The organism is Klebsiella sp. GW_Kp181, from assembly GCF_040062315.1.
Classification (GTDB): domain Bacteria; phylum Pseudomonadota; class Gammaproteobacteria; order Enterobacterales; family Enterobacteriaceae; genus Klebsiella; species Klebsiella oxytoca.
This window is the reverse complement of sequence record NZ_JBEAFR010000004.1, coordinates 159,200-176,119: the sequence shown is the minus strand read 5'-3', so window position 1 is coordinate 176,119 and position 16,920 is coordinate 159,200. Positions and strand designations below refer to the sequence as shown.

General features: G+C 58.7%; 13 protein-coding genes. 10 read left to right on the top strand and 3 right to left on the bottom strand.

Annotated features, from left to right (window positions below; genetic code table 11):
• The 4 genes from ABLV11_RS04975 to ABLV11_RS04960 all read left to right on the top strand — a co-directional run bounded on the left by ABLV11_RS04975 (window position 1) and on the right by ABLV11_RS04960 (window position 2,326).
• The gene (locus ABLV11_RS04975; protein ID WP_016807736.1) at window positions 1–999 is read left to right on the top strand and encodes a glycosyl hydrolase family 8; all 999 of its coding nucleotides are present in this window, start codon (window positions 1–3) and stop codon (window positions 997–999) included.
• 264 nt (window positions 1,000–1,263) lie between these two features.
• A complete protein-coding gene (locus ABLV11_RS04970; protein ID WP_004116246.1) occupies window positions 1,264–1,371 on the top strand; it encodes a type I toxin-antitoxin system toxin Ldr family protein in 108 nt (35 codons plus the stop codon).
• Between the two features lie 370 nt (window positions 1,372–1,741).
• Window positions 1,742–1,849 carry a type I toxin-antitoxin system toxin Ldr family protein gene (locus ABLV11_RS04965; RefSeq protein ID WP_004116246.1) on the top strand — a complete coding sequence of 36 codons (108 nt, stop codon included), beginning with the start codon at window positions 1,742–1,744 and terminating at the stop codon, window positions 1,847–1,849.
• 369 nt (window positions 1,850–2,218) lie between these two features.
• Window positions 2,219–2,326, top strand: coding sequence for a type I toxin-antitoxin system toxin Ldr family protein (locus ABLV11_RS04960; RefSeq protein ID WP_004116246.1), 108 nt, complete (start codon window positions 2,219–2,221; stop codon window positions 2,324–2,326).
• Between the two features lie 84 nt (window positions 2,327–2,410).
• On the opposite strand, the gene bcsG is transcribed toward ABLV11_RS04960, so the two are convergent.
• Genes bcsG through bcsE form a run of 3 tightly spaced genes read right to left on the bottom strand, consistent with a single transcriptional unit; the run spans window position 2,411 to window position 5,834 of the window.
• Window positions 2,411–4,087 carry a cellulose biosynthesis protein BcsG gene (gene bcsG, locus ABLV11_RS04955; RefSeq protein WP_004106716.1) on the bottom strand — a complete coding sequence of 559 codons (1,677 nt, stop codon included), beginning with the start codon at window positions 4,085–4,087 and terminating at the stop codon, window positions 2,411–2,413.
• Window positions 4,084–4,281, bottom strand: coding sequence for a cellulose biosynthesis protein BcsF (bcsF, locus tag ABLV11_RS04950; protein ID WP_004106715.1), 198 nt, complete (start codon window positions 4,279–4,281; stop codon window positions 4,084–4,086). Before bcsF ends, bcsG begins: the two co-directional genes overlap by 4 nt.
• Window positions 4,278–5,834 (bottom strand): cellulose biosynthesis protein BcsE, encoded by a 1,557-nt coding sequence (gene bcsE / locus ABLV11_RS04945; RefSeq protein WP_064371033.1) that lies wholly within the window; start codon window positions 5,832–5,834, stop codon window positions 4,278–4,280. Before bcsE ends, bcsF begins: the two co-directional genes overlap by 4 nt.
• A 167-nt stretch (window positions 5,835–6,001) precedes the next feature.
• On the opposite strand from bcsE, the gene bcsR reads away from it, so the two are divergent.
• From bcsR to bcsC, 6 genes are read left to right on the top strand one after another with little or no spacing between them, the layout of a single operon-like run.
• Window positions 6,002–6,190: a cellulose biosynthesis protein BcsR gene (gene bcsR, locus ABLV11_RS04940; protein WP_004106713.1), complete on the top strand. Its 189-nt coding sequence runs from the start codon at window positions 6,002–6,004 to the stop codon at window positions 6,188–6,190.
• Window positions 6,191–6,201: 11 nt separating this feature from the next.
• Window positions 6,202–6,939 carry a cellulose biosynthesis protein BcsQ gene (gene bcsQ / locus ABLV11_RS04935; RefSeq protein ID WP_126488070.1) on the top strand — a complete coding sequence of 246 codons (738 nt, stop codon included), beginning with the start codon at window positions 6,202–6,204 and terminating at the stop codon, window positions 6,937–6,939.
• On the top strand, window positions 6,936–9,554 hold the full coding sequence (gene bcsA / locus ABLV11_RS04930; RefSeq protein ID WP_126488072.1) for a UDP-forming cellulose synthase catalytic subunit: 2,619 nt from the start codon (window positions 6,936–6,938) through the stop codon (window positions 9,552–9,554). Before bcsQ ends, bcsA begins: the two co-directional genes overlap by 4 nt.
• Window positions 9,555–9,564: 10 nt before the next feature.
• On the top strand, window positions 9,565–11,904 hold the full coding sequence (bcsB, locus tag ABLV11_RS04925; protein ID WP_348855204.1) for a cellulose biosynthesis cyclic di-GMP-binding regulatory protein BcsB: 2,340 nt from the start codon (window positions 9,565–9,567) through the stop codon (window positions 11,902–11,904).
• 6 nt (window positions 11,905–11,910) lie between these two features.
• Complete coding sequence (gene bcsZ / locus ABLV11_RS04920; protein WP_126488076.1) at window positions 11,911–13,017, top strand: cellulose synthase complex periplasmic endoglucanase BcsZ; 1,107 nt, start codon at window positions 11,911–11,913, stop codon at window positions 13,015–13,017.
• Window positions 12,999–16,484, top strand: a complete 3,486-nt coding sequence (bcsC, locus tag ABLV11_RS04915; RefSeq protein WP_348855203.1) for a cellulose synthase complex outer membrane protein BcsC — start codon at window positions 12,999–13,001, stop codon at window positions 16,482–16,484. Before bcsZ ends, bcsC begins: the two co-directional genes overlap by 19 nt.
• The last annotated feature ends 436 nt before the right edge of the window (window positions 16,485–16,920 follow it).

Sequence of the window (16,920 nt, the reverse complement as noted above, 5' to 3'; positions counted from 1 at the left end):
ATGTCCTTGCGTGCTTTAGCGACAGTCGTGGTCACGACGGTGATGATGCTTCCCCACGCGTGGGCCGATACGGCGTGGGAAAGTTATAAATCGCGTTTTATGATGCCGGACGGGCGTATTGTTGATACCGGTAACGGCAACGTCTCTCATACTGAAGGGCAGGGTTTTGCCATGCTGTTAGCGGTGGCCAACGACGATCGTCCCGCCTTTGACAAGCTCTGGCAGTGGACAGATAAAACCCTGCGCAACAAAGATAACGGGCTGTTTTACTGGCGCTATAACCCGGTGGCGCCCGATCCGGTGGCGGATAAAAATGACGCCACCGATGGCGATACCCTGATTGCCTGGGCGCTGCTGCGCGCGCAGCAGCAGTGGCATGAAAAAACCTACGGTACCGCTTCGGATGCGATAACCGCTTCGCTGCTGAAGCATACGGTGGTGACCTTCGCCGACCGTCAGGTGATGCTCCCGGGCGCAAAGGGATTTTATCTCAACGACCATCTGAATCTGAATCCATCCTACTTTATCTTTCCCGCCTGGCAGGCCTTCGCGGCGCGTACTCATTTGACCGCCTGGCGAAAGCTGAAGAGTGATGCTCAGGCGCTGCTGGGGAAAATGGCGTGGGGGAAATCGCAGCTACCCAGCGACTGGGTCGCCTTAAGAGCGGACGGCAAGATGGAGCCGGCAAAAGAGTGGCCGACGCGGATGAGCTTCGATGCTATCCGCATTCCTATGTATGTCTACTGGGACGACCCGCAAAGCAGCCTGCTGACGCCGTGGAAAAACTGGTTTCAGCGCTATCCGCGTCTGCAGACGCCGGCCTGGATAAACGTCAATACCAATGAGGCCGCGCCGTGGTTTATGACCGGCGGGCTACTGGCGGTACGCGATTTAACCCTTGGTGAAGAGCAGGCCGAGCCGCAGATTAATTCCCAGGACGACTATTACTCTGCCAGCCTGAAGCTGCTGGTATGGCTGGCAAAGAAAGAACGGTCGTAAACTGTGGAATGCGCCTCGAATAACGCAGTCGAGCCGGGTGCTGAGATCTGAAGGGCGCCGTAGAATTGTGGGCAAGCCGGCTTGCCCGGTGAGGCGCAATGTTGCGGGGGTTTGAACCCCGGCGGCATCGATTGATAGGTTGCTGGAAAGAGAAAACCCCCGCACGTTGTTTGGTATCAACCTGGCAACGTCTCGGGGGCTAATCTCGAACCTCAACAATTCGAGGATAGCCGCGAACGGTTGCTATTGCAATAAGGCGGCTGTATGACGCTTGCTCAGTGGGGTCTGCTGCTGTGGGACGATCTGGCGGCTCCGGTCATTGCTGGCATTCTGGTCAGCATCATCGTGAGCTGGATGGATAATCGCAAGTAGACGACCGGTGGGCATCTGCCTGCCTTAGTGGCAGCATGCGCCCGAACGGGGCCGCAGGGGTAACATCCTGCGGCCTTTTTCGTTTTGTTGCAGCAACAAAACACTTTCCTGGAATGCGTCTCGCATGGTGCGTAATGGCGGAGTGCGGGTAGCCGATCGGGCCAGTAGAATTGTCGGCAAGCCGGGCTCGCCCGGTGAGGCGCAATGTTGCGGGGGCTTGAACCCCGGCGGCATCGATTGATGGGTTGCTGGAAAGAGAAAACCCCCGCACGTTGTTTGGTATCAACCTGGCAACGTCTCGGGGGCTAACCTCGCATCTAGACAATTCGAGGATAGCCGCGAACGGTTGCCATTGCAATAAGGCGGCTGTATGACGCTTGCTCAGTGGGGTCTGCTGCTGTGGGACGATCTGGCGGCTCCGGTCATTGCTGGCATTCTGGTCAGCATCATCGTGAGCTGGATGGATAATCGCAAGTAGACGACCGGTGGGCATCTGCCTGCCTTAGTGGCAGCATGCGCCCGAACGGGGCCGCAGGGGTAACATCCTGCGGCCTTTTTCGTTTTGTTGCAGCAACAAAACACTTTCCTGGAATGCGTCTCGCATGGTGCGTAATGGCGGAGTGCGGGTAGCCGATCGGGCCAGTAGAATCGTCGGCAAGCCGGGCTCGCCCGGTGAGGCGCAATGTTGCGGGGGCTTGAACCCCGGCGGCATCGATTGATGGGTTGCTGGAAAGAGAAAACCCCCGCACGTTGTTTGGTATAACCTGGCAACGTTTCGGGGGCTAATCTCGAACCTAGACAATTCGAGGATAGCCGCGAACGGTTGCCATTGCAATAAGGCGGCTGTATGACGCTTGCTCAGTGGGGTCTGCTGCTGTGGGACGATCTGGCGGCTCCGGTCATTGCTGGCATTCTGGTCAGCATCATCGTGAGCTGGATGGATAATCGCAAGTAGACGACCGGTGGGCATCTGTCTGCCTAAGTGGCAGCATGCGCCCGAACGGGGCCGCAGGGGGAACATCCTGCGGCCTTTTTCGTTTTATTGCGGATAAGGTACCCAACTGCCGCCGTTCAACTGAACATACGGTTTACCCTGATACTGAATGACGATGGCGTTGGAGTTTTCCGACACCGCCGCGCTCTGCGGCAGGTTGGCAATGTACTGCTGCCAGTTGATGTCATTCTCATCAAACATCTTGCCGTCGAGGGCGCGAACCACCAGCTCAGAAACCGCCAGGTAGCTGCTTGGCTGGCTGATGATAATCGGCGCATCGGGATGTCTTGCCTTAATGCCGAAGAATTTCACCGCCGCCGGCACGTTGGTAATAGATGGGCTGGGAATATCGCGCAGACCGGAGACCTGCATTTTATCGCCTTTTAATGCCGCGCCGTGTTCAGGCACGACGATGACCATCACCTTGCGTCCCGATTTCTCCAGCTCAGTAAAGAAACTGTCCAGTTCGTCGAAGAACTTCTGCGCACGGGCTTTATAGTCCGCGGTTTTGCTCTGGCCCGGATAGTGGTTGCCGTCGTGCAGCGGCAGCGTGTTGTAGAAGGTCGCCGTGCGCGGCGTATTCAGCTTATCCAGCGACTGCAGCCAGCGGTTCAGCGTCGCCTGGTCATCATAGACCGGTGAGCCGTCAAAGCCCTGCAGAATGACCGGCAGGCCGCTTTGATCCATCAGTGGGCTCTGGATACCGCCCAACGAACGAAGCTCTTTCAGGAAGTCGCCGAAGACACCGTTGTGACCGAGCATCAGCTGCTGGGTGAAGCCCAGCTTCGCCAGGTTTTCAAACAGATAGCATTCGCTGCCTGAGGGTTGATAAAGGTTGGCGTGAGAGAGCTGGCCGCAGCTGGCGCGCAGCAGACGCGCCGCTGCCGGCCCGCTGTAAGAGGTCGCCGAGTTAAAGTTTTTGAACAGCAGGTCAAAATGCTTCCACAGCGGATGCTCCATCAATCCCGCTGCTTCGATATCCGACCATGAGAGCGAGCAGATGTTGATGATCAAGACATCAAACGGCTGGGCATCGGCCGGGAGTGCATCAGGAAACGTGGTTTTGCGTTTCTGCTCAGAGGCGTAAAAGGTATTCAGCCAGTTGGTCAGATTGGCCGATGTCGGCGGCTCCGTTTGTGCAGGGATATCGTTATTCGCCGGCGCGGCGTTGGTCGCGACGATTGCCCCGCCACCGGTATTCGGCGCGTTATTCGCCGCCGCGGTCGTCGGCTGACCTGCCGGCCAAAGGGTAAACGAGGGCAGCAGCGGACTGGCGACCAGCCAGATCATAATTGCTGAGACAAATACCGTTACCCGTAGCCACTGGCTGATAAACAGCCACAGAACCAGCAGCACGAAGAACGCGCCAATCATATTCCAGTTAATAAAGCGGGTTACCAAATCCCAGATATAGTCGGCGCTGAAGCCGGCAATCTGCGAACCCTGGCTGACGATGCTTTCCGGGCCGGGCAGCCAGGTGTCGTGCCAGAACAGCATAAAGCCCAGCGGGATCGCTATCCAGTGGCGAATACGGTGCAGCTTATATTGCGGAATCGGCACCAGCAGAAAGGCCAGAAACACCAGGTTTAGCATGGGATGAAAATTGAGGTATCCCGCCCATAGCAAGGCAAACTTCACCAGAAAGTAGAAGTTCCAGCCAGATAGGCCGCGCCAGTAGCGCCAGAGCGGAAGCGACGCTGAGGGGGTTTTAGGTTTGGTCATTTCGTTGATTTGCCTTGCCTGGATGCCGCTTCCCGGCGCAGCACGCCAGCCGGTTTGACATAACGGGGTTTAAAGAACATCAGTCTTAACGTGGTGCGAATTCGCCGCTGGTAGTGGCGCGTAAGGTAACCCAGCGGAAAGAACAGCAGGGCGCACAGGACGACCAGCTGAATAATATCGGCAATCGACATCATAAGGTTGGCTCCCCGTCGATGGACAGACGATGCGGCTCGGGGGTTCGCCGCCAGCTACGTCCGTCGTGGGTCGCGTTGATAGGCGTTTTTTTGGCAAGCGAAACAGGCAGCGGCGTATTCCAGTTCTCCGGCATAATCCCGCGCATCTGCAGGATTTCAGCCGCTATCTGCTTATCTTCAAACCAAATCATACGATTAGAGAAAATATCGCCGGTAGGTAAAGGGAAGATATGGTTTAACGCGGTGTCGAGGTCGTTCACCCGGCAAAATGACAGAAACAGCACCAGGCGATTATTACCGATGGTCATGATGTCGCCCATGCGATTAGGCTTACACAGCGTCAGCGCCTGCTCTACGCGCAGACCGGGCGCCGGGCGCAGCGCCACCATCACCCCTTTGCCGTCGGCGGGCAGCATGGTGTTGGCCATAATATTGTGCACCGCTTCGCAGAAGGCATCCCACTTCTGGTAGCCGCGCAGCTTCAGCGGCTGGCTCCAGTTCAGCAGAGTATTAAAATCCTCCGGAATATGGCGAGTAAACTGCTGTTTTTGAACGCTTTCTATAAGCGTGAGGCAGCGCGATAACGGTGCGCCGCTGGGAATAACCATATTGGCGCCGCTGCTCAGCAGCAGGCGTTCATCGGTGGCGCGCAGGCTTGGCGTTTGCTCGCGCACGACAATTTTCAGCGCGCTACCGCGCTGGCGGCGCAGGGTGTGGATATAGCGTCCCAGCTGTTCAATCTGTTCGTTCTGGGTAATGGAGAAAATCAGCGTCGCCGCCTGCGCCATTCTGCCGGCGTTGAAAACGGCGTCATTGGTTTCGAACAGCGTCCAGTATTCGGAAAGCGCGGGCGCCCCCTCCAGTACGCGCAGGTTGCTGAGGATGGTTTTCTCGTCGCTGCGCGGTTGTACCACCGTTTCCTCGTCCTGCGCCAACCGCCAGCCGTTTTCATCGTGTAAAACAATGAGCTGCTGCCGGGCGCTGATGCCCTTTTCGCTGCCCCACCAGGCAATATCGAACAGGTGGTTATCTCCCTGGTAACGTATACTTGCCAGTCCGGAAAGCGAGCGGTACTCGCGTAATAAAGGGGAAAGTTGCTTATCGATATCGTGCCCGGAATTAAGCACTAATAATGAACAACGATGATAATTAGTCCATCGATATGATTTCTCAACCCAATTGCATAATTGTTCGCTTTTAATATTCTGCCAGGCATTTTCAGCACATAGCAGAATAAACAAATAATTGCCAGGTTCGAGGGAACAGACTAAATCGCGGTGCATTTCTTCCAGCCCTTCAAAGCGGTTCGGCATGGTAAATAATGCGATTTTTTCAGGCCCGCGATCTTTTTCTAATTTTATGATTTCATTTGGGTTATCACCCATGGCTATCGCCGCAACGCGAGCCTGTTTATCCTGGGCCGCAAGCGTTTGGTTGAGCAAGCTTACCGCGTCCGCATGGCGGTCGACATTGAGCCACCACACCCCGCCAACGGGCATATGGCACACTTCGTCCCATAATGATGAAATACCCAAAGAATATACGATATCCACGGTGTCCCTCGTGAGACCTGTTTTACACTTGATTAGTTTACTAGCGAAAGCGACAGAGTAAACCTAACATTGAAATTAAAGGACATCAGTTTTAGCATGTAAACCTATTTTAAGGATGAACGAACGCCTCTCGGTATAATTTATTAATTTTTCCAACGGACAGAGAAATGCCAGCAAAAGAGCCTGCTGTACCCACCGATGCGACTTTGGGCTATACGTTTCAAAATGATTTCCTGGCGTTAAGCCGGGCATTTTCCCTGCCTGATATTGATTATCATGATATTTCCCGACGCGAGCAGTTAACCGCGGCGCTGAAACGCTGGCCGCTACTGGCTGAATTAGCAGAGAAAAAGTAAGGAAGCCATCGATGGCTATTCTGGGATTACAAGGCGTGCGCGGCGGCACCGGCACCACGTCGATCACCGCTGCGCTGGCCTGGGCGCTGCAATTACTCGGGGAAACCGTGCTGGTGGTGGACGCCAGCCCGGATAACATGCTGCGCTTCTTTTTCAACGTCGATTACCGCCACAAAGCGGGCTGGGCGCGCGCCCTCATCGACGGGAACGACTGGCGAGACGCCGGGCTGCGCTACACCTCGCATATCGATCTGCTGCCCTTTGGCCAGCTAACGCCGGGCGAGCGCGAGAATATTGACCAGCTTCAGACGCCGCTGGCCCCGATGGCCGGGATGGTGCAGAAGCTCCATCAGCAGGGCGATCACCGCTGGCTGCTGATTGATCTGCCGGACGGGTTCTCACCGCTGACCCGCTCCCTGATTGACGTCTGCGATCGCACGCTGGTCGTGGTGCATCCGGACGGCAACAGCCATATTCGCCTGCATCAGCAGGCGCTGCCGGTCAATAGCGATATTTTGATTAACGATCTGCGCGTCGGCAGCCAGCTGCAGGAGGATCTCTATCAGCTGTGGCTGGAGAGCCAGCGCCGCATTCTGCCGGTGACTATTCATCGTGATGAAGCGATGGCGGAGTGTCTGGCGGCGAAGCAACCGCTCGGCGAATACCGCCAGGACTCGCTGGCGGCGGAAGAGATACTGACGCTGGCCAACTGGTGCCTGCTGCACTACGCCGGGAGGGGCGCGGAATGATTCGCCTGAGTACGCTACTGCTGGCGCCCCCGGTTGGAGAGCGGTTGAGCGAACGCTATCGCGATTATCGCCAGCACGGCGCGTCGCGGCTGGCGGCCGCGCTGGGCTGCTTGTGGGCATCTCTGGCATGGGCGTTGATGCCGCTGGAAACCCCGCGCTGGCAGGCAATTCGCGAACATCATGGCGAGTTTTTCCCGCATATTAATCCGCATCGACCGCGCCCGCTGGACCCGATTCGCTATCTGCTGCAAGCCCTGTGGCTGCTGGTGACGCGGGTGCCGGAGCCGGATAAAAAGATCAACTGGCGTTCGCTGGCGGCGCTGGAAGGCGTGCAGGGGCGCTATGCGCAGTGGCTGGAAAAGCTACCGGAAAAGGTCAACGCCCGCACTGGTCATCTGGATAAGCATAAGGAGCTGGGGCATCTGCATCCAAAAGTGCGGCGGCTTCTCCTTGGCACGATAACCTTTTTCTCGCTGATCCTGGCGCTACTCTGTATTACCCAGCCGTTTAATCCGCTCTCGCAGTTTATTTTTCTGCTGCTGCTGTGGGGCGTGGCGCTGCTGGTACGGCGCATCCCCGGGCGCTTCTCGGCGCTGATGCTGATCGTGCTTTCGCTGACGGTCTCGTGCCGCTATATCTGGTGGCGCTACACCTCGACGCTAAACTGGGACGACCCCGTAAGCCTGGTGTGCGGGATAATCCTGCTGTTCGCTGAAACCTACGCCTGGGTGGTGCTGGTGCTGGGCTATTTCCAGGTCGTCTGGCCGCTGAACCGTCAGCCGGTTCCGCTGCCGGAAGATATGGCGCAATGGCCGACGGTCGATATCTTCGTGCCGACTTATAACGAAGATCTCAACGTGGTGAAAAACACCATTTACGCCTCGCAGGGGATCGACTGGCCGAAGGACAAGCTTAATATCTGGATCCTCGATGACGGCGGGCGCGAAGAGTTCCGCCAGTTCGCCAAAGACGTTGGCGTGCATTACATCGCGCGCACCACGCACGAACACGCGAAAGCCGGGAATATCAACAATGCGCTGAAGTACGCCAAAGGCGAGTTTGTGTCGATTTTCGACTGCGACCACGTGCCGACCCGCTCGTTCCTGCAGATGACCATGGGCTGGTTCCTGAAGGAGAAAGAGCTGGCGATGATGCAGACGCCGCACCACTTCTTCTCTCCGGACCCGTTTGAACGTAACCTGGGGCGTTTTCGCAAAACGCCGAACGAAGGCACGCTGTTTTATGGCCTGGTGCAGGACGGCAACGACATGTGGGATGCCACCTTCTTCTGCGGCTCCTGTGCGGTGATCCGCCGCGGCCCGCTGGATGAAATCGGCGGCATTGCCGTGGAAACGGTCACCGAAGACGCCCACACCTCTTTGCGCCTGCATCGTCGCGGGCACACTTCGGCCTATATGCGTATTCCGCAGGCGGCCGGCCTGGCGACGGAGAGCCTGTCGGCGCATATCGGCCAGCGCATCCGCTGGGCGCGCGGGATGGTGCAGATATTCCGCCTTGATAACCCGTTGTTTGGTAAAGGGCTGAAGCTGGCGCAGCGCATCTGCTACGTCAACGCGATGCTGCACTTCCTGTCCGGTATTCCGCGGCTGATCTTCCTGACCGCGCCGCTGGCGTTTCTGCTCCTCCACGCCTATATCATCTATGCGCCGGCGCTGATGATCGCCCTGTTCGTGCTACCGCATATGATTCACGCCAGCCTGACTAACTCGAAGATTCAGGGTAAATACCGCCACTCTTTCTGGAGTGAGATCTATGAAACGGTACTGGCGTGGTATATCGCGCCGCCGACCGTTGTCGCGTTGATTAACCCGCATAAGGGCAAATTCAACGTGACGGCAAAAGGCGGCCTGGTGGAGGACGAGTACGTCGACTGGGTGATCTCGCGTCCCTATATCTACCTCGTGCTGCTGAATCTGGTCGGCGTTGGCGTGGGTATCTGGCGCTTTATGTACGGCCCGGAAAACGAAATTTTGACCGTCTGGGTCAGCATTATCTGGGTGTTCTATAACCTGATTATTCTCGGCGGCGCGGTGGCGGTATCGGTTGAAAGCAAGCAGGTGCGGCGCTCGCATCGCGTGGAGATGTCGATGCCGGCGGCGATTGCCCGCGAGGACGGGCACCTGTTCTCCTGTACCGTCCATGATTACTCCGACGGCGGCCTCGGCGTCAGAATTCACGGCGAGGCGCAGGTGCTGGAAAGCCAGCACGTTAAGCTGCTGCTGAAACGCGGGCAGCAGGAGTATGCCTTCCCGGTGCGGGTCGCGCGGGTCAACGGCAGTGAGGTTGGGCTACAGCTGCTGCCGCTAAGCAATCAACAACATATTGATTTTGTGCAGTGTACGTTTGCCCGCGCAGATACGTGGGCGCTTTGGCAGGATAGCTTCCCGGAAGATAAGCCGATGGAAAGCCTGCTGGACATCCTGAAGCTGGGGTTCCGTGGATATCGTCACCTGGCGGAGTTCTCCCCGCCGTCGGTGAAGGTTATTTTCCGCTCGCTCACCATGCTGGTGGCCTGGTTTGTTTCGTTTATTCCGCGCCGTCCGGAACGCGCTGCGGCGACACTCTCGGCAGAACCGGCGATGGCCCAACAATGATGATAATGCGATGAACAGAAAACTCTCTTTGATTTGTGCAGTAGCGGTGGGCATTGGCGGCTGGTCCTCCTTCGCGTCGTATGCGGAACCGACGGCGGCAACGGCAGCGGCGCAGACGACAACCGTGCCCGGTATTGCCGGCACGGTTGCGGACGGCCAGCCAACGGCGACCCTTGCCGATCCGGCGGCGCCGGTGGTGGTGCTCGATAACGCCCCGAGCCGCGACGTGAAGCTGACCTTCGCCAAAATCGCTCCGCCTCCCGGCAGCATGGTACTGCGCGGCGCGCGCCCCGAGGGTTCGGTCGAGTTCGGCATGCGCAGCGATGAGGTGGTGGCGAAAGCGTTGCTTAATCTCGACTACACCCCCTCTCCGTCACTGCTGCCGGTGCAGTCGCAGCTGAAGGTTTATCTTAATGATGAGCTGATGGGCGTTTTGCCGGTCACCAAAGAGCAGTTGGGCAAAAAAGTCAGCGCGCAGATCCCAATCGATCCTCTCTATATCACCGACTTTAACCGCGTGCGCCTTGAGTTCGTCGGCCACTATCGCGACGTCTGTGAAAACCCGGCCAGCAGTACCCTGTGGCTGGACGTCGGTCGCGAAAGCTATCTGGATTTAACCTATCAGTCGCTGAACGTGCGCAACGATCTTTCGCATTTTCCTGTGCCGTTCTACGATTCGCGTGATAACCGCCAGCTGACGCTACCGATGGTCTTTGCCTCCTCGCCGGGTGTCCTGCAGCAGCAGGCGGCGGCGATCGTTGCCTCCTGGTTCGGCAGCAAGGCGGGCTGGCGCGGTCAGCAGTTCCCGGTGCAGTTCAACGCGCTGCCGGACCGCAACGCCGTTGTTTTTGCGACCAACGATAAGCGCCCGGACTTCCTGCGCGAGCATCCACCGGTTAACGCGCCGACTATTGAAATGATCGACCATCCGGATAATCCGTACGTTAAGCTGCTGGTGGTCTTTGGGCGAGATGACAAAGACCTGCTGCAGGCGGCGAAGGGGATAGCGCAGGGCAATATTCTGTTCCGCGGCAGCAGCGTGACGGTTGACGATGTCAAACAACTGCAGGCGCGTAAACCGTACGATGCGCCAAACTGGGTGCGCATCGATCGCGCGGTGACCTTTGCCGAGCTGAAAACCTACGAACAGCAGCTGCAATCCAGCGGCCTGGTGCCGGATTCCATTAACGTCGCGCTGAACCTGCCGCCGGATCTCTACCTGCTGCGCGCCAACGGCATCGATATGAACCTGAACTATCGCTACACCATGCCGCCGATCAAGGACAGCTCGCGCATGGATATCAGCCTGAACGATCAGTTCTTACAGTCTTTCAGTCTCAACAGTTCGCAGGATGTGAATAAGCTGATTCTGCGCCTGCCGGTGCTGCAGGGGCTGCTGGATGGCAAAACGGAAGTGACAATCCCGGCGCTGCGCCTTGGGGCGATGAACCAGCTGCGCTTCGATTTTCAGTATATGAATCCGATGCCCGGCGGCTCTATCGATAACTGTATTACCTTCCAGCCGGTGCAGAATCATGTGGTGATTGGGGACGACTCGACCATCGACTTCTCGAAGTACTATCACTTTATGGCCATGCCGGATCTGCGCGTGTTTGCTAACACGGGCTTCCCCTACAGCCGGATGGCCGATCTCTCCGATACCTTAGTCGTGGTGCCGAAAGCGCCGACCGAGGGTCAGGTGGCCACGCTGCTGGAAACGGCCGGCGGCATCGGCGCGCAAACCGGCCTGGCGGCGATTAACCTGCGCATGACCGATGACGGCAGCCAGATTAAGGACAAAGACGCCGACCTGCTGCTGATTGGCTCTATTCCGCAGGCGCTGAAGGACGAAACGAAAATTAACCTGCTGGTTGAAGCGACCAAAAGCTGGGTGAAAATGCCGATGCGCCATTACGACCTGGCGAGCATTTACCCCGATACCGAAGCCAGAACGCCGAATACCCGCACTGATATCACGTCATCCGGGCCGATGGCGGCGATAATCGGCTTCCAGTCGCCTTACAACGATCAACGCAGCGTCGTGGCGCTGCTGGCCGATAGCCCTCGCGGTAACGAATTGCTCACCCAGGCGCTTAACGATAGCGGTAAACGCGCGGCGATGTTTGGCTCCGTCTCGGTGATTCGCGAGTCGGGCGTCAACAGCCTGCGGGTAGGTGATGTTTACTATATCGGGCATCTGCCGTGGTTCGAACGCATCTGGTTTGCGCTCTCCAGCCACCCGGTACTGCTGGCGGTGCTGGCGGCATTAAGCATCGTACTACTGGCGTGGGTGCTGTGGCGCATGCTGCGTATTATCAGCCGCCGTCGCCTCCACCTTGATGATGAGTAGTTGCTGATGAACGCGGTACGTGCAGTGGTGTTGTCGATATGCATGCTGGCGGCGGCGCAGGCGAGCGCCGCCTGCCGGTGGCCGGCCTGGGAGCAGTTTAAACAAGAGTACGTCAGCGCCGAAGGGCGGGTTATCGACCCCAGCGATTCACGAAAAATCACCACCTCGGAAGGACAAAGCTACGGGCTGTTCTTTGCCCTGGCGGCCAACGACCGCGAAGGCTTCCGCAAGCTGTTCGAGTGGACGCAAAACAACCTTGCCGAGGGCGATCTGCGCGCGCATCTGCCGGGATGGCTGTGGGGGAAAAAGAGCGATGACGAATGGACGGTGCTCGATAACAACTCAGCCTCGGATTCCGACCTGTGGATAGCCTGGGCGCTGCTGGAGGCCGGACGACTGTGGGAAACGCCCCAGTATACGGAAGTCGGCAAAGCGCTGCTGGCGCGTATTGCTGATGAAGAAGTGGCTACCGTACCGGGGCTGGGGCCGATGATTTTGCCGGGGAAAGTCGGCTTCGTCGATGACGGCGGCTGGCGTTTTAATCCCAGCTATCTGCCGCCGCAGCTGGCGACCTACTTTGCGGTGTTTGGCGCTCCCTGGCCAAAGATACGCGACGGCAATCTGCGCCTGCTGCTGGAGACCGCGCCGAAAGGCTTTTCGCCTGACTGGGTCCGTTACGAAAAAGGCAAAGGCTGGCAGTTGAAGGCGGAGAAACCCATTATCGGCAGCTATGACGCCATTCGCGTCTATCTGTGGGCCGGTATGCTCGATGACGGCGATAAGCAAAAAGCCCGCCTGCTGACGCGCTTTAAACCGATGGCGGCCCGGACGGTAGAGCAGGGTGTGCCGCCGGAAAAAACCAACGTTGCGACCGGTAAAACCACCGGCAACGGTCCGGTGGGCTTCTCCGCGGCGCTACTGCCTTTCTTGCAGCATGAAGATGCCCGGGCCATTCAGCGGCAGCGCGTCGCCGACCACTATCCCGGCGCGGATGCTTACTACAGCACGGTCCTGACCCTTTTCGGCCAGGGATGGGATCAACACCGTTTTCGCTTCACTGCCGGTGGCGAATTACGGCCTGACTGGAACCAGGAATGCACAAGTTCTCATTAAGCTTATTCACGCTCTCCCTAAGCGTCGCGCTGATGCCGCTGGCTCACGCCGTGAACACGCCTGTTCAGGAGCATCTGCTGGAGCAGGTGCGCCTCGGCGAGGCCAGCAAACGAGAGGATTTGGTGCGTCAGTCGCTCTACCGCCTGGAATTGATCGATCCGAACAATCCGGACGTTGTCGCCGCGCGAGTGCGCTATCTTCTCCGCCAGGGCGATACGGCCGGGGCGCAGAAGCAGCTGGCGCGTCTGGCGAAGCTGGCGCCGGAATCGGCGGAGCTGAAAGCTTCGCGCGACGAGATGAAAAGCAGCACCGGCGATGGCCGCCAGGAGCTGCAGCAGGCGCGCCTGCTGGGCGTGGCCGGGAAAGTTGACGAGGCCATCGCCGCTTACGAGAAGTTGTTTAACGGCGTCCCGGATGATGATGAGGCGGCGATTGAGTACTGGACGCTGGTGGCGCGCCTGCCCGCCCGACATAACGAAGGCATCAATCAGCTGAAAAAACTCAACGCCCGCTTACCGGACAACGTCCAGCTGCAAACGGCGCTGGCGAAACAGATGTTTGGCGATAATAAGCCGGAAGAGGGATTTGCGTATCTTGAACAGATGTCGCGCTCGGCGGCGGGTCGTGGCATCGCAGCAGACATCTGGTTTAACGAAGTGAAAAGCATGCCGGTGAGCCGGGCCAGCGTACAGGCGCTACAGCGGTTTATCGTGCAATTCCCCACCGGTTCCACCTCGGCAAATGCCCGCGTTCTGCTCGATCAGCAGCAGACCCAGCTCAAAGATCCGACGTTCCGCGATCGCGCGGAGGGGCTGGCGGCGGTGAAGGCCGGGAAAGGTTCGGTGGCCGTGGCCGATTTACAACAGGCTGTCCGGGCGGATGCCAAAGACAGCGACGCGGTTGGCGCATTGGGGCAGGCGTACTCCCAGCGCGGCGATCGGGCGCGGGCGGTTGCTCAGTTGAGTAAAGCTATCAAAATGGCCCCGGATAGCCCGAGCCGCGATAAGTGGGACAGCCTGCTCAAGACTAACCGCTACTGGCTGCTGATCAAGCAGGGCGATAGCGCTCTGAAAAGCGGCCAGCTGGCGCAAGCGCAAAATGCTTACGCTCAGGCGCAGCGGATAGACACTACCGATAGCTATGCGGTGCTGGGGCTGGGTGACGTGGCGGCGGCGCGTAAAGAAAACGCCGCGGCGGAGCGTTACTACCAGCGCGCGCTGCGAATGGATCGCGGCAATAGCCTGGCGGTACGCGGTCTGGCGAATCTGTATCGCGGCGAATCGCCGGAAAAAGCTAGCGCGTATATCGCCAGCCTGTCGCCGGCCCAGCGGCGCAGCATTGATGATATTGAACGTAGCCTGACGAACGAACGCCTGGAGAAACAGGCCGAAGCGCTGGAGAGCCAGGGGAACTGGGCGCAGGCGGCGGAAGTGCAGCGCCGTCGGCTGGCGCTGGATCCGGATAGCGTGTGGATAACCTACCGCCTGGCGCGGGATCTGGTCAGCGCGGGCAGCCGCAGCGAGGCTGACGCGCTGATGCGCGCGATGGTCAACCGCCAGCCTGGCGATGCTGATCGGGTTTACGCCTACGGCCTCTATTTATCCGGTAATAATCAGGATGAGATGGCGCTGGCGCAGATAAACGCCCTGCCTCAAGGACAGTGGACGGACAATATTCGCGAGCTGGAGGCGCGTCTGCAAAGCGACAGGATCTTGCGGCAGGCAAACCAGCTGCGCGATAGCGGCCAGGAGGCCCAGGCTATCGCGCTGATTAAACAGCAACCGACGTCGGTGCGCTACGCGCTCACGCTGGCGGACTGGGCGCAGCAGCGCGGCGACAGCCAGACGGCGATAGCGGAATATCAGCGGGTGCTTGGCCAGCAGCCGAATAACGGCGATGCGCGTCTGGGACTCGCGGAAGTGTATCTTGCCGACGGCGATAAGAATGCTGCCCGCGCTCAGGTGGCGCAGCTCAAGGGCGAAGACATCGATTCTATCAATATGCAGCGGCGTATTGCCCTCGCACAGGCCGGTCTGGGCGATCGCGTTCAGGCGCAGCAAACCTTCGCCCGCATCGTGCCGCAGGCAAAAGCGCAGCCGCCGTCGATGGAAAGCGCGCTGGTGCTGCGCGACGCCGCGCGTTTCCAGGCGCAGAACGGCGAGCCGCAGCAGGCGCTGGAAGGTTATAAGGACGCCATGGTGGCCTCCGGGGTTACTCGCGAGCGCCCGCAGGATAACGACACCTTTACGCGCTTAACGCGTAACGACAGCAGCGATGACTGGCTCAAGCGCGGGATCCGCAGTGATGCCGCCGATCTTTATCGCCAGCAGGATCTTAACGTCACCCTCGAGCATGATTACTGGAGCTCCAGCGGTACCGGCGGCTATTCCGATCTGAAAGCGCATACCACCATGTTACACGTAGATGCCCCGCTGGCCGACGGGCGAATGTTCTTCCGTACCGATCTGGTTAATATGGATGCCGGGAGTTTTTCTACCAATAGCGACGGCAGCTATGCGCCGAGCTGGGGCACCTGCGGCGAAATCGCCTGTACCGGCGGCAGCAAACATCAGAGCGACAGCGGCGCCAGCGTAGCGGTGGGCTGGCAGAACGAGACCTGGAGCGGCGATATCGGCACCACGCCGATGGGCTTTAACGTCGTTGATGTGGTGGGCGGCCTGAGCTACAGCAGCGACGTTGGCCCGCTGGGCTACACCGTTAATCTTCATCGGCGACCCATCTCCAGCTCGCTGTTGGCCTTCGGTGGGCAGAAAGATAACCCTAACGGCGGCCATACTGGCAAGACCTGGGGCGGGGTGCGCGCCGACGGCGGCGGTGTGAGTCTGAGCTACGATAAAGGTGAGGCCAACGGGGTCTGGTCTTCGTTGGGCGTCGACCAACTGACCGGGAAAAACGTTGCTGACAACTGGCGCGTGCGCTGGATGACCGGCTACTACTATAAAGCGATCAACGAAGATAACCGCCGGGTCACCGTCGGCCTGAACAATATGCTCTGGCACTACGATAAAGACCTGAGCGGCTATACCCTGGGTCAGGGGGGATATTACAGTCCGCAGGAATATGTCTCCTTCTCGGTACCTGTGACCTGGCGTCAGCGGACGGAGAACTGGTCATGGGAGCTGGGGGGCTCGGTGTCGTGGTCCCACTCGCGGACCAAAACCGAGGCGCGCTATCCGCTGCTCAATTTGATCCCCTCTCAGTATCGTCATGATGCCAGCCAGCTTACGGAAGAAGGCAGCAGCAGCTCTGGCGTCGGCTATACCGCGCGGGCGCTGATTGAACGACGGGTAACCAGCAACTGGTTTGTCGGGGCGGCGGTGGATATTCAGCAGGCGAAGGATTATACCCCGAGCCATGCGCTGCTGTACGTCCGCTATTCGGCTTCCGGCTGGCAGGGCGATATGGATATGCCGCCGCAGCCGCTGGTCCCTTACGCCGACTGGTAGCAGATTAGGCTGAATTATGCGACAGGGCGTCACTCCACGGCGCTCTTCGCGTATACTCGTTGCCTCCGGCCATACAGCCCGATTTCCCCTCCGGTGGCGATTGTGAACCTTTAGCTCCGGTAAGCGCGGCGCCACTGGGGAGAGCTAGCGAAGCTGCATTGCGCGCTGTATCCCGGAGGCGGTGCCAGAGGCACCTTGTCCGGGCTACCGACCCGATGGCGGTGGTGAACTTGTCGCCCGGACGGTTTTGTCGTTTTGTAGCCCGGGTAAGGCGTCAGCCGCCGCCCGGGAATTGTCCCCGGGTCGCGCTATGCTTACAGGTCCGTGCCGCTGCCGGGAAAGCCTCCCGATGGCATTGCTTCGCGCCTTGCGGGCGTGAGCGAACAATTTGAGTATATAATGAGCCTGAAAACGACCGGAGATGATGGATCTAAAC